Source organism: Microbacterium sp. HD4P20 (assembly GCF_019449275.2).
In the GTDB taxonomy this organism is placed as follows: Bacteria; Actinomycetota; Actinomycetes; order Actinomycetales; family Microbacteriaceae; genus Microbacterium.
Genome location: NZ_JAHZQZ020000022.1, coordinates 105,005 through 118,504 on the forward strand (window position 1 = coordinate 105,005; position 13,500 = coordinate 118,504).

The window sequence follows — 13,500 nt, forward strand, 5'->3', positions numbered from 1 at the left end:
CCGGACTGGCGCCTGCATCCCGATGGGAGCACCGTGACCTCTCTGCCTCCGCAGCCCCTCAGCCCGCTCGACGGCCGCTATCGCGCCGCGGTCGGCGAGCTCGCCGACTACCTCTCCGAGGCGGGACTGAACCGCGCGCGTGTCGAGGTCGAGGTCGAGTGGCTCATCGTCCTCACCGACCGCTCGCTGTTCGGCACGTCGCCGCTGGCTGAGGACGACAAAGCCCGCCTGCGGGCCCTCTACCTCGAGTTCGGGCAGGACGAGATCGACTGGCTCGCCGCCAAAGAAGCGGTCACGCGCCACGACGTGAAAGCCGTCGAGTACCTCGTGCGCGATCGCCTCTCGACGCTCGGGCTGGACGGCATCGCCGAGCTCACGCACTTCGCGTGCACGAGCGAAGACATCAACTCCGCCTCGTACGCCCTCACCGTGCAGCGGGCCGTGCAGCGGGTGTGGCTGCCGAAGCTGCGCGCGGTCATCGGCGCGCTCGGCGAGCTGGCGGTGGCACACCGGGATGCCGCGATGCTCAGCCGCACGCACGGCCAGCCGGCCACGCCGTCGACGATGGGGAAGGAGCTCGCGGTGTTCGCGTGGCGCCTCTCGCGCGTCGCCGACCAGATCGAGCGGGGCGAGTACCTCGCGAAGTTCTCGGGCGCGACCGGAACCTGGTCGGCGCACCTTTCCGCGGAACCCGACGTCGACTGGCCGGAGCTCTCCCGGTCGTTCATCGAGGGGCTCGGGCTCGACTTCAACGTGCTCACCACCCAGATCGAGTCCCACGACTGGCAGGTCGAGCTGTACGACCGCGTGCGTCATGCCGGCGGCATCCTGCACAATCTCGCCACCGACGCGTGGACGTACATCTCGATCGGCTACTTCACGCAGATCCCGGTCGCAGGCGCCACCGGCTCGTCGACCATGCCGCACAAGATCAACCCGATCCGGTTCGAGAACGCCGAGGCGAACCTCGAGATCGCCGGCGGACTGCTCGCCACCCTGTCGCAGACGCTCGTGACCTCACGACTGCAGCGCGACCTCACCGACTCGACGACGCAGCGCAACATCGGCGTCGCTTTCGGGCACTCGCTGCTGGCGCTGGACAACCTGCAGCGCGGGCTGACCGAGATCTCGCTCGCCGAGGAAGTGCTGCTGGCCGACCTCGACGGCAACTGGGAGGTGCTCGCCGAGGCGATCCAGACCGTGGTTCGCGCCGAGATCGCGGCGGGTCGATCGCAGATCACCGACCCCTACGCGCTGCTGAAGGACCTCACCCGCGGCCGCCGCGTCGGCGCGGCGGAGCTCGCCGAGTTCGTGCGTGGACTCGACATCGGGGATGCCGCCAAGGAGCGCCTGCTGGCCCTCACCCCCGCGACGTACGCGGGCCTGGCGTCGCAGCTGGTCGACGAGCTGGGCTGAGCTGGGCTGAGCAGGGTTCACAGACTTCGCGGTTCCGCGCCGATCTCGCAGAAATCGCGCCGAATCCAGCGAGGTGCGCGCGATCGTGCGAAGACTGTCAACGGTTGGAGGCAGCCTCAGGCCTTCGGGGCGTCGCCGGTCACGGCATCCGGGTTCTCGTCGTCATCGTGGTTCTCGTCGTCGGCGTCGGGCAGCAGCACCGGGCGGTCGACCTGCTTCGACACCTGCGCGGGATCGACGGCCAGGAGAAGCAAAGCGACGATCACGAGCACCGCGATGAACGTGACGCCGGCGATGATGAGGGCGAGCGTGACAGCGGCCTGCGCCTCTTCGCCGGTGCGCTGCTGGAAGAAGCCCATCGACACCAGGGTGACGATGCCGGCGAACGCGGCGGCGCCGAACGCCAGCCCGAGCAGCTGAACGGGCTTCATGAGGTCGCGGCGGGTGGGTCGGTCGTCGCTCACACGGAGTCCTTCTGGTCGGCCGGGGCAGATGCGTCCGTCGTGGCGGTGGGCCTGGGGGAGAGTCCGGCGATGCCGAGGTACACGGCGAGGATCGCCGCGTAGCCGCCGAAGAGCCCGACGGCGATCGTCACGCCCGTGAGGGTGAACGTGCGGGCTGCCTCTTCGATCGTGTACTCGAGGGCGTAGCCGGGCTGGACGAACAGCAGCGCGCATCCGAGCAGCAGCGTGAGGGCGCCGACCACGACGGCGTCGCGGCTCTCGGACCGGGGCCCGACGGGTGCCGCGGGCCGTGCGTCGGCGACGCCCGGGACGATCTCGGGGCGCGACGTGCGAGCGCGAAGGCCCAGCGACCCGGAGATGAGCTCCACCGCACCGCTGACGAGCGCCCACACGATCACGACGGCGAAGTAGCCGGTGACCGTCCGCAGCGGCGCGAGGCCGCCCGCCATGCCTGCGACCAGCGCGATGCCGCCGAGTGCGGCCGCCGGCCACCGGCGGCCCGCGGGGTGGACCAGCCACACTGCCAGGAGCAGCACGATGCCGGTCGCGATCGCGAAGCCGCTGAACACGGCCGCGCCGACGGCGGCGGAGTGGTCGGGAGAGAACGTGATCATGACCGCCGCGATCGCCGCGAATGCGGCGCGCGCCAGCTGCACGTGGCGCACGTCGAACGTGCGGGCAGAGGCTGAGGTCACGGTTTTCCTGCGGAGCGGCGGGTTCCCGGATGCGGGAACGGATGCCTCCATCCTACGTGCGCCGCCCGTGAAGGCATTCGCCTCGGCCTCAGCGCAGGGTGTCGAGCACGTCGACGAGCAGTTCGAACGTGGTCAGCGGCGACACGATCGCAAAGCGCAGCACCGGCTCACCGGCGTGGGAGCTCGGCACCACGAATGCGCGCTGCTCATCCAGCAGGTGATTCGACCACGATTCGTAGTCGGCGAGGGTCCAGCCTTCACGGCGGAACACCACGACCGACAGCTGCGGATCGCGTACGAGCGAGAGTCCGTCGCGCACGCGGATCTCGTCGGCGATGCGACGCGCCAGCTCGATGCCGTGCGCGACGGCGGCGCGGTACGGCTCGGTGCCGTGCGTCGCGAGCGAGAACCACAGCGGCAGGCCGCGCGCGCGACGCGTGAGCTGCACGGCGAGGTCGGACGGGTTCCAGTCCGGCTTGCCGGTGAGGGTGTCGAGATACTCGGCCTTCTGCGTGTGCGCGGACAGTGCAAGGGACGGCTCTCGGTAGATCAGCGCGCACGCGTCGAACGGAGCGAACAGCCACTTGTGCGGGTCGACGATGACCGAGTCGGCAAGCTCCACGCCCGCGAACGCCGGCCGCATGCTCTCGACGAGCATCGCCGCCAGTCCGTACGCGCCGTCGACGTGGAACCAGACGCCGCGCTCCTTCGCCGCCGCGCCGACACCGGCGATGTCATCCACGATGCCGAAGTTCGTCGTGCCACCGGTCGCCACCACCGCGAACACCGCATCGCCGTGCTCGGCGATCACGCGCGCGACCGCGTCGCCGTGCAGGCGTCCGTCGGTGTCGACTTCGGCGGTGACCACATCCACGTCCATCACGGCTGCCGCCGACGCGATCGACGAGTGCGCCTCGGCGCTGCACACCACCAGCCAGCGTGTCGGATCGGCACGGCCCTCGTCGCGGTTGCGACGGCGCGCGGCATCCCGCGCGGTCACCAGCGCCGAGAGGTTGCCGATCGTCCCACCCTGGACGAAGACTCCACCCGCGTCCCGCGGCATCCCGAACTCGTCGGCGAGCCAGCGCAGCACCTCGTTCTCGGCGAAGACCGCGCCCGCGCCCTCCATCCACGAGCCCGCGTAGATGGCGGATGCCGACACGACGACGTCGAACGCCAGTGAAGCCTTGGTCGGGGCAGAGGGGATGAACGACAGGTAGCCCGGGTGGTCGGTCGAGATGCAGGCGGGGGCGAGCACGTTCTCGAACAGGGCGATGGCGCGCCGTGCACCGATGCCGTCGGCCGTGATGGAGCCGGAGGCAAGACGCGACAGGTCCTGCGGCGTCATCGGCTTGTCGAGGGGCACGTCCTCGTAGAGGGCCCGGCGCCGCGCGTAGTCGAGCACGTCATCGACCGTCGAACGGGTCTGGGTCGAGATGGCGTGCATCTGGGTGGGAACGGATGTCGCGGTCATGGCTGCTCCGGCGGCTCGGGTCTTCGCGTCGTCACGTTTTCGGCGTGACACCTCACGGTAGGTGCGCGCGCCCGCGCACTCAAGACGCGCCGGCCGGCCCATCCACTCGCCTCCTCCTCATCGGGCAGGAATGGAGAAGCACGCGTCGCGGCCCCGCGCGTAGCGTGAGGCACACGGGCCAGGGAGGGCCCACCATCGTGAAGGAGGAAGACATGGCCGGCAAGACGACGTCGGATGGACTGTCGCAGGAGGAGCGCGACGCGGTCAAGGAGCGCGCGAAGGAACTGCGCGCCCAGGCGAAGGCGGGAAAGAACCGTGAGGCGGGCACCAAGCAGGTGCTCGAGGCGATCGGCAAGCTCGAAGGGACCGACAAGAAGCTGGCCGAGGGCCTGCACAAGCTCGTGGGCGAAGTCGCACCCGACCTGGTGCCGAAGACGTTCTACGGATTTCCGGCCTACGCCGACGAGGCGGGCAAGGTGGTCGTGTTCCTCCAGCCCGCGTCGAAGTTCAAGACCCGGTACGCGACGATCAACTTCGACGAAGCGGCGGCCCTCGACGACGGAGACATGTGGCCGATCGGATTCGCCGTCACGGCGTGGACATCCGCCGTCCAGAAGACGATCTCGGCGCTGGTGAAGAAGGCGGTCTCCTGATCCATCAGCGAGGCCCCAGCGGGCCGTCGGCGGCACAGGTTACGCCGCGGACGGCCCGTTTGCAACGGGGATGAGGGAATCGGCCCCCGTCGCATAGCTTGCCGATATGGCTACCGACTACGGATCGAACGACCCGCGGCGCGCCGACGGCACGTACCCGGGCGATGACGACCGCACCGTTCCGGTCGGGCGCTCCGTGCCGGCCGACAGCGCTGCCGCGAGGGACCGCGAGGTCACGGTCGAGCGAACCGACACGGTCGACGAACGGCGTTCGCTGCGCGAGGAGGTCCTCAGCCGTGAGCACGAGCGCTTCGGAGGCTTCCAGTTCGGCACCGCGTTCTTCGGATGGCTCACCGCCATGGGCGCGACCGTGCTGCTGGCCGCCCTCGTCGCAGCCATCGGCGGTGCCGTCGGCCTGGCGTCACCCAACGCGATCGAGAACGCCACCGAGGCGGCGGCCCAGGATCCGGGGACAGCGACGTGGATCGGCGCTATCGCGCTCGGCCTGGTGTTGTTCATCGCCTATTTCATCGGCGGCTATGTCGCCGGTCGCATGGCCCGATTCAGCGGCCTCAAGCAGGGGATCGCGGTGTGGCTGTGGGCGATCGTCGTCGCCGCCGTCGTCGCCATCATCACCGCCCTCGGCGGCGCACAGTGGGACATCCTGTCGACCATCGGCGGGTTCCCCCGCATCCCGGTGACGCCGGAGACAGCCACTATGACGGGCATCCTCGCCGCAATCGGCGCTGCCATCGTCACGCTCGTCGCCGCCATTCTCGGCGGCAAGGCGGGCACGCACTACCACCGCAAGGTGGATCGCGTCGGGCTGGGAGCCTAGACCGGCGCACGAGATCGTGGCTCGGCAGACGCCGGGCCGTCACAGAGAAGGGAGATCGCCCATGGGCATCGGAGATGACGTCAAGCACAATGCAGAGGAAATGAAGGGCAAGGCCAAGGAGAAGTTCGGCGAAGCCACCGACGACCAGAGCCTCGAGAACGAGGGCAAGGCCGATCAGGCGAAGGCGAACCTCAAGCAGGCCGGCGACGACGTGAAGGACGCCTTCACCGACGACCGCTGAGCCCCAGATCCGCCGATGCCCCCGGTCGCTGAGCCCGGGGGCATCGGCGTGCCGTCGCCCGTGTTCAGATGTCGCCGGTGAGGAACGCGGCCGCGCGCTGGCGGAAGACGCGCGAACCGGGCGTGTTGAAGTGGTGGCGGCCGGGGATCTCCTCGAAGAGACCTCGCGGCGTGCCCGAAGCGAGTGACCGCGAACGCTCGAGGATCGCGTCCTCGGACCCCGTCGCGAAGAGGATCGACTGCCGGGGCGGACGGTCAGGGTCAGGGTCGGCATCCCCGTAGCGCATGCCCTCCGCGAGCGCGACGAGCGCGCTCAGATCGTTGCCGGCGACCCGCTCGGCCAGCGTCACATAGTTGCGGGTCACCGGATCTTCCACCGGAATGCCTTCTTCGGCATACGCCCGTGCCTGATCGATCTGCAGTCGCGCCAGCGGGCGTCCGTCAGGGATGCCTCCGAGCACCGCCCGTGACACGTGCTCAGGGGCGTCGACCGCGAACTGCCAGCCGACGCGTGCTCCCAGCGAATAGCCCACGTAGCGCACCTCGTCGAGGAGGTAGGTGTCGAGCACAGTGAGCAGATCGGATACGAACGACCCCATCGAGTAGGCCCGCGGGTCACGCGGCTTGTCGCTCGCGCCGTGGCCCCGCTGGTCCACGCCGATCACGCGGAAGCCGGCTCGCGTCAGATCCCGCACCCATCCTGTGGCGACCCAGTTGTCCCGGCAGCTCGACGCGAACCCGTGCACGCACAGCACCGGGTCGGCGTCGGGCTCGCCCCACACGTACGTGGCGATCTGATAGCCCTCGTCCGACATGACGAAGCTGGGAGCGGGCATCTCGGTGCGGGCGAGCGGGGCTGCGGCATCCATCCCGCCATTCTGCTCCTGCCCTGATCGCCCGGGTTCAGCACGCGCGCGATCCACACGCCGCGCATGAGCGAATTCTCACGCGCCGCTCGCCCGGCGTTCACCGATTCGCCCCGGGATCGTCGGCGGGCTGACATCGCGGCGAGCGTCGTCACCGGTTGTGTCGTGGCCATGAGTCGAAACCGATCTCCGCGCGCGCTGACGCGCCTGTTCGCCGTGACCACCGCGACGGTGGCCGCCGTCGCCCTCCTCCCGTCAGCCGCCTCCGCAGCCCCGCCGGCAGCGGAGGCGTCCGACGGACGTTCGCAGTCGCCGTACGTCCAGACCCACGTGCCGACGCTGGTCGCGCGTGCGACCCTCTCGGCCGACCACCTCGAGCCCGGGCCGGCCTCGGGGGCGCTCGCCTCGCCGGCGAACGGTCGCACCGGTCCGTGGGATGGGCAGGTCATCCCGGGCTTCTCGGCGATGCTCGACAACGGTGACGGCACGTTCTGGGCCCAGCCCGACAACGGCTTCGGCAGCAAGGGCAACTCGGAAGACTTCCTGCTGCGCAACTACCTGGTGCGTCCGGCGTGGCAGACCGCCGACGGCGGCGAAGGTGCGATCCAGATCGAGCGGTTCATCTCCTACAACGACCGCAACGGCGTCCTGGACTTCCCGATCGTGAACGACGGCACCGATGAGCGGCTGCTCACCGGTGCGGACTTCGACATCGAGTCGGTGGTGCGCGCGAAGGACGGCTCGTTCTGGGTCGGCGAGGAGTTCGGTCCGTTCCTGCTGCACTTCGACGCGGACGGCACCCTGCTCGAGAAGCCCTATTCGCTGGACGGCGCGAAGTCGCCGCAGAACCCGTACCTTCAGCCGGGCGAGACCCCGCGCGTGCGCGCCAGCCGCGGCTTCGAGGCGATGGCGGCGTCGACCAACGGCCGATACCTCTATCCGGTGGTCGAGGGCTCGTACGCCGACGACGCCGACCTGCGACGCCGCGAGATCCTCGAGTTCGACACCCGCGCCGGCCAGTACACCGGCCGCACGTGGAGTTACCAGACCGACCAGGAGGCGAACGTGATCGGCGACGCCTTCACGGTCCGGAACAATGTGCTGATCCTCATCGAGCGCGACGACTTCGAGGGCGAGCAGGCCGTCACCAAGCGCGTCTACGAGGTCGACCTGCGACGCGCCGACGCCGAGGGCTATCTCGAGAAGTCGCTCGTGCTCGACGCGCTGCGCATCGCGAACCCGCACGGGATCGGCGCGGGCGACGGCTACGGCACCGGCGAGATCTTCTCACTGCCGGTCCAGTCGTTCGAGACGGTCGTGCAGCTGAAAGACGGCAGCCTGCTCATCGGCAACGACAACAACTACCCCGGTAACGACGCACGCATTCCGGGCACACCGGATGACACGGAGTTCGCGATCATCGACCTCGACAAGACGAAGATCCAGCCGTCGACGGTCAGCCTCATCGGTCACCGCGGTGCGAGCGGATCCCGCCCCGAGCACACGCTCGCCGCGTACGAGACGGCGATCGTGCAGTGCGCCGACTACATCGAGCCCGACGTCGTCTCGACCAAGGACGGTGTGCTGGTGGCGCGTCACGAGAACGAGATCAGCGGCACGACGGATGTCGCGACGCGGCCCGAGTTCGCCGCACGCCAGACGACGAAGCTCATCGACGGCACGTCGATCACGGGTTGGTTCACCGAGGACTTCACGTTCGCCGAGTTGCGCACCCTACGAGCGAAGGAGCGCTTGCCGCAGGTGCGGCCGGGCAACACGGCCTTCGACGGCCTCTACCTGATCCCGACCCTCGACGAGGTCATGGACCTGGCCCGCCACTCGGTCAGCTGCGACGGTCGCCCCGTGGGCGTGTACCCCGAGACGAAGCATCCGTCGTACTTCGACGCGATCGGTCTGTCGCTCGAGGAGCCCCTCGTCGCGGCCCTGCAGGCAAACGGCCTCGACCACGCCCAGGCTCCCGTGATCCTGCAGAGCTTCGAGGTGTCGAACCTCAAGGACCTCGACGCGCTCACCGACGTGACGCTCGCCCAGCTCGTGAGCTCGTCGGGCCGCCCGTACGACTTCACGCTCGCCGGTGACACGCGCACCTACCAGGACCTCGTGACGCCCGCGGGCCTGGCCGAGGTGGCGACGTACGCCGACGGCGTGGGCCTCGAGAAGTCGGTCATGATCCCGCGCACGGCGGCGGGCACGCTCGGGACGCCGACCTCGGTGACCGCCGACGCGCACGCCGCCGGGCTCTCGGTGCACGGCTGGACCTTCCGCGCCGAGAACCAGTTCCTGCCGGCCGAGTTCCGCTCCAGCGCCGACCCGGCCGCCTACGGCGACCTCGCCGGCGAGCTGCAGGTGTACATCGACCAGGGGATGGACGGCGTCTTCAGCGACCACCCCGGCATTGCCGCGGTGACCATCGACACGGTGACGCTCGAGAGCTGAGCGCGAGACCCCCGGGCACGGGGACGGGGGGATGCCGCGGCATCCCCCCGTCCTCGTGTCGGGCGTCTCGGCCCGTTCAGCCGTGGCGCCGCACGCGTGCCCGGAGGGCGAGCACCGCACCCGCAGCGGCGAGCGCACCCGCAACGGTGATCCACGACACCCACGAGGAGTCCGCGCCGGTGACAGCGAGGTTGTCGGGCTGGACGGGGTTCTCCCCGGGTGCCGGCGGGTTCACCGGGGGCTCCACGGGTGGGTCGACAGGCACCTCGGCGGTACGGAGGATGACATCGCTGCCGTCCCACACGACATCGAAGACCGTGTCGCCGGCCGTCGCCTGGGCGGCCGGCAGGGCGGGCCCGCCGTTCGCGGTCGAGAGAACCACGAACTCGTCGCCGACAGCAGGCTGGAACCCGTCCGTCAACGCGACCGACCACGTCACCGTCGCGAGGTCCTGGGTCTGGCTCAGGATCTGATCGTGGGCGTCGCACGGCTCCGCGCCGCCGAGCTCGACGGCGATCGTGCCGCTTCCCGATACGGCTCCTTCCACCGTGAGGCAGCCCGGTGAGGTGCCCGGCGCCACCGTGCCTGCGTCGATGACCACCTCGCCGAGGACTCCGGCCCCGGCGAGGGTGCCGAACACCTCCGCTGTCGTGAACGGCATCGAGCCGTCGACGATCACGGTGCCGCCCTCGGCGTCGAGCGTCGAGCCCAGCGCCGCCTGAGTCCAGTCGCCGGTCAGGTGCAGGGTGCCGGCGCCCTCATGGGCGAGGTGGCCGGGGCCCATGAAGTCCCCCGCATAGGCGGTCGTCGCCGATCCCTCGACGGTCAGCCCCGAATCCGGGTGCACGACGTGCACCACGCCGGACGGGCCGGCGAGCGAGGCGATCCGCTCGTTGTCGTTGATCACGAGCGACCCGGCGCCGTCGATCGTGACGGCGGAGGTGTCGGCGATCAGGTTGTGGAGGTCGTCCGGCAGCGTGTGCAGCGTCGTCACCGCGGCGTCGACGATGCGGAAGTCGCCGGGAATCGACAGCTCCCGATCGAGCTGGACCGACCCGCTGGTGGCCACGGTCACACCGGTATAGTCGCTCAGCCCGTCCGCACTGAAGATGATCGGCGCATCCGCGCCGGCGCTGCCGAGCACGAGGGTGCTGCCGTCCGAGCTCGAGAGCTGCTGGATGACGAGACTCGACGACGACGCCCGCGTCTGGATGTTCGCGCCCCCACTGAACGAGGCGTTCGCGAGCGTGAGGGATGCCCCCGACGAGAGCGCCGCGACAGCCGAGCCGTCGATCAGCTCGACCTCCTCGGAGAGGGTGATCACCGAGTCCGTCCCGAGGGTTGCGCCCCCCTCGAGCGTCGTACCGGGAAGCGCGTCCGGTCCCAGCGCGAACGCGTCGTCGGCGACGATGAGGGAGCCCGGACCGGACGCCGCGGTGCTCCCGTTGTGATCGAGCTGGCCCTCCTCGATATGGATGCTGCCCGGAATGTCAGCCGAGCCGACCTGCAGCCCGCCCGCCGCGGTGCTCGTAAGGTTCGCGAAGAGCGGGATGGCGGTCGCGCCGTGCACCGTGAGGTGGTGGTCGGCGAGCGCGACGCCGCCGGAGAACAGCATCGGCGCGCTGTCCTGCCCGCCGCGCACGGCCGCGGATCCGGCCAGGCTCACCGGCCCCTCCAGATCGACCGCGTGCCCGGCCGCATCGACCGCGTAAGCGGTGCCGGGTCCGATCTGGATCGAGCGGGCGAATGCCGTGTCGGCCGTGAACTCCAGGCCCGCGGCATCCGTGATCGTCACCTGACCGCCCGCGATGCCGCACTCGATCCCGCCACAGCGCACACGTGCATTCCCCGACAGCTCGAGGGCTCCGGGATACGACAGGCCGCGCGCCTGCACGACGCCGTCGCCGCCGACCTTCAGTCGATCGCCTGCGCCGTCCAGGCGCGCGTCGACCACGGCGCCGTCGCTGAGCTGGAGAGCCGCCACCGTCAAGGGCTCCTGGTCGAACTCGATCTCCCACGGGATCGGCACCGTGAGCGGCGCCGAGATCTGATAGGCGGTCTCGCCCGCCGCAACGGGCAGGATCACGTTGACCTCGAGGGACGTCGAGCCCGCCACGGTGAGACCGTTCGTCCGCAGTTGCGACCCGCTCACGGAGTAGCCGTCGATCGCGAACTCGACGTCCTCGAACGAGACGCCGGCGAGATCGTTCGTCGTCGTGAGCGTGGCGGCACCGGGGCCGAATCGCAGCAGGTCGCCTTCTCCGGGAGCCGCGTCGGCGCAGTTCGCCCAGTTCGCGGCGTTCGACCACAGGCCGTCCGCGCCGGCGCCCGTCCAGTCGCAGGTCAACCCGACGGCGGAAGCCGTCGGAACCGCGAGGAGAGAGGTCACAAGGATGCCGCCCCCGACGACGGCGGCGGCCAGCTTTCTGGCAGGAGTCATGGCAGTCACCCGCTCGACGGTAGAGATCGCCCGCGCCGCCGGGTATGGGAGTTCCTACGCATTTCGTTCCGCATGCCGCTGTTCTTCTCTACGCTGACCCCGGGGAGCTGGGGGAAGGAAGGTGGATGACAGACACCGCGGATGCGACCCGGGCCGCAGTGATCGAGTCGGAACGGCTCGCGATCGACAGCCTGTGGGACCTGGTGACAGGCCCCACGGGGCGCCGCCTGGCGGAATCGGCCGACCCGCGCGACCGCATCCGGCTGGCCCGGTACGAGCAGCTCGCCGGATTCGAGAGGCAAGCCCATCGGCGCCTCGCCGACATCCTCAGCACCGTGGACGATCCGGCGGTGCGCTCCGAAGCCCGAGGCCAGCAACTGGCGGGCGCCGCGTTCGAGCCCGGCCTGGAGGCTGTGGACTGGGCGGGGCATGAGTGGCCCGACGGTGAAGACGCCACCGCGCTGCGCATCAAGCTGGCGATCTCGTATGCGCTCCTCATGAACGACGGCGTCGAGCCGTCCGATGGGTGGCGCGAGCCACCGACGGACCTCGACTGGAACCGTCAGCTCGCGCGAGTCCAGGAGGTGCACGACGGGTTTCTGGCCTACATCGACCACGCCGACGTGACGGACATCCTCTCGGCCCTCGATCTCGTGGTGCTGACTCCGCTGCTGGTCCTCACGCATTCGATGCAGGAGGAATCGCTCGCCGCGGCCGGGCTGGTGAGCCGCCTCGCCGAGCGCAGCGGCATCCGGGGGCTGCAACCGTACGTCGACTACGTCGAGGGCGTGTCGCTCACGGCGGCGGCGCGGGTCGACGAGGCAGCTGAACCACTCGAGCGCGCGGCCGCGGGGTTCTCGGATGCTCCGAATTTGGGCTGGTGGATGACGGTGCGGGGCACGCAGTACGTGCTGTCGGTGATGACCGCCACGACGCCGCCCGACGATGTGGAGCGGCTCGAGCGGGAACTGCTCGCGGGCACCTGGCGTGACGGACGGCGCTCGCTCGGGCACGGCGTCATCGCGTCGGTCGCCCTGATGCTCGCGGGCCACGGCGACCTCGAGGCCGCACGGCGCATCGCACTCTCGGAAGGCGACATCGACGACCTGCAGGTGGGCAGCAGCAATCGCTGCTGGCTCGCAGAGGTGATCTTCACCGCAGCACTGGCCGAAGGCGAGGCGGACGTGTGCCGTCGCATGCTGCGCATCGTGGAGCACATGATGCCATCGCCGTGGCAGCAGGCGACACTGCACCGCATGCGGACGCGACGCGACGGAGGCCCGCTCGACGTGAGCGGCGGGGTGCCCGAGATCCCCGGCAGCATCGACTCGGAGATCCTCCGAACGCGGTGGGTCTCGCTCGCCGGCGCGGTCGAGCGCGGGCACCGGTCGTCTGCGTACCGGGCGCTCGCCGCGCTGGACGAATTCGCCGCGCAGTCGCGCGCCGCCGCATTCCGCGTCCGGGCGGTTCAGCTGTTCCGGCCACCGCGACCGGCGACGGGCGTGACGCTCTCGACGCGGCAGCTCGAGGTCGCGACGCTCGCCGCGGCCGGGCACACGAACCGGGAGATCGCGCACGAGCTCTTCCTCGGCATCCGCACCGTCGAAGGCTACGTCCGCGGCGCATTCGCCGCCCTCGGCCTCTCGCGGCGCGAAGAGCTGGCCACCGTCGAGCTCCCCGTCGATGTTCCACCGCCGCCGGGCGGGGTGGTGCAGCTCACGCTGCGCCAGGGCCAAGTGGCGGCGCTGGTCGCGGCCGGGGCCTCCAATGCCGAGATCGCCTCGGCCCTGGGGATCAGCGAGAAGACCGTCGACAAGCACATGGCGGTCCTCAAGGACCGGACGGGTGTCGCTACGCGCACAGCTCTCGTCGCACTGTTCCGCACGGCCATCGCGCCGGGCAGGCCGTCGCCCTGACCGGCCCCGAGGGCGTTGAGGCGGGCCGGTGGTTCGTCCGT

Annotated in this window: 11 protein-coding genes; 6 read left to right on the forward strand and 5 right to left on the reverse strand. The window is 70.2% G+C overall.

The window, feature by feature from the left end; translation table 11 throughout:
• Positions 1-33: 33 nt before the first annotated feature.
• Complete coding sequence (gene purB, locus K0817_RS17025) at positions 34-1,416, forward strand: adenylosuccinate lyase (RefSeq protein ID WP_219982880.1); 1,383 nt, start codon at positions 34-36, stop codon at positions 1,414-1,416.
• A 116-nt stretch (positions 1,417-1,532) separates the two neighbouring features.
• Here purB and K0817_RS17030 read toward each other — a convergent pair whose 3' ends face one another.
• The 3 genes from K0817_RS17030 to K0817_RS17040 all read right to left on the reverse strand — a co-directional run bounded on the left by K0817_RS17030 (position 1,533) and on the right by K0817_RS17040 (position 4,049).
• On the reverse strand, positions 1,533-1,880 hold the full coding sequence (locus K0817_RS17030) for an amino acid transporter (RefSeq protein ID WP_219982881.1): 348 nt from the start codon (positions 1,878-1,880) through the stop codon (positions 1,533-1,535).
• Positions 1,877-2,575 (reverse strand): acyl-CoA synthetase, encoded by a 699-nt coding sequence (locus tag K0817_RS17035; RefSeq protein WP_219982882.1) that lies wholly within the window; start codon positions 2,573-2,575, stop codon positions 1,877-1,879. The genes K0817_RS17030 and K0817_RS17035 overlap by 4 nt, the downstream gene beginning before the upstream one ends.
• A gap of 88 nt (positions 2,576-2,663) precedes the next feature.
• Entirely contained in the window at positions 2,664-4,049 is a 1,386-nt protein-coding gene (locus tag K0817_RS17040; RefSeq protein WP_219982883.1) for an aminotransferase class V-fold PLP-dependent enzyme, read from the reverse strand.
• Positions 4,050-4,261: 212 nt separating this feature from the next.
• Here K0817_RS17040 and K0817_RS17045 point away from each other — a divergent pair, with 212 nt between their 5' ends.
• The 3 genes from K0817_RS17045 to K0817_RS17055 all read left to right on the forward strand — a co-directional run bounded on the left by K0817_RS17045 (position 4,262) and on the right by K0817_RS17055 (position 5,781).
• Entirely contained in the window at positions 4,262-4,702 is a 441-nt protein-coding gene (locus K0817_RS17045) for a hypothetical protein (protein WP_219982884.1), read from the forward strand.
• 106 nt (positions 4,703-4,808) lie between these two features.
• The gene (locus K0817_RS17050) at positions 4,809-5,540 is read left to right on the forward strand and encodes a hypothetical protein (protein ID WP_219982885.1); all 732 of its coding nucleotides are present in this window, start codon (positions 4,809-4,811) and stop codon (positions 5,538-5,540) included.
• A 61-nt stretch (positions 5,541-5,601) separates the two neighbouring features.
• Positions 5,602-5,781 carry a CsbD family protein gene (locus K0817_RS17055; protein WP_219982886.1) on the forward strand — a complete coding sequence of 60 codons (180 nt, stop codon included), beginning with the start codon at positions 5,602-5,604 and terminating at the stop codon, positions 5,779-5,781.
• 64 nt (positions 5,782-5,845) lie between these two features.
• On the opposite strand, the gene K0817_RS17060 is transcribed toward K0817_RS17055, so the two are convergent.
• Positions 5,846-6,649, reverse strand: coding sequence for an alpha/beta fold hydrolase (locus tag K0817_RS17060; protein WP_219982887.1), 804 nt, complete (start codon positions 6,647-6,649; stop codon positions 5,846-5,848).
• A gap of 168 nt (positions 6,650-6,817) precedes the next feature.
• Between K0817_RS17060 and K0817_RS17065 the strand changes: the two genes are divergently transcribed.
• On the forward strand, positions 6,818-9,103 hold the full coding sequence (locus K0817_RS17065) for an esterase-like activity of phytase family protein (RefSeq protein ID WP_219983147.1): 2,286 nt from the start codon (positions 6,818-6,820) through the stop codon (positions 9,101-9,103).
• A gap of 76 nt (positions 9,104-9,179) precedes the next feature.
• On the opposite strand, the gene K0817_RS17070 is transcribed toward K0817_RS17065, so the two are convergent.
• Positions 9,180-11,552: a hypothetical protein gene (locus tag K0817_RS17070; RefSeq protein ID WP_219982888.1), complete on the reverse strand. Its 2,373-nt coding sequence runs from the start codon at positions 11,550-11,552 to the stop codon at positions 9,180-9,182.
• Between the two features lie 116 nt (positions 11,553-11,668).
• On the opposite strand from K0817_RS17070, the gene K0817_RS17075 reads away from it, so the two are divergent.
• The gene (locus tag K0817_RS17075; protein WP_219982889.1) at positions 11,669-13,459 is read left to right on the forward strand and encodes a LuxR C-terminal-related transcriptional regulator; all 1,791 of its coding nucleotides are present in this window, start codon (positions 11,669-11,671) and stop codon (positions 13,457-13,459) included.
• The last annotated feature ends 41 nt before the right edge of the window (positions 13,460-13,500 follow it).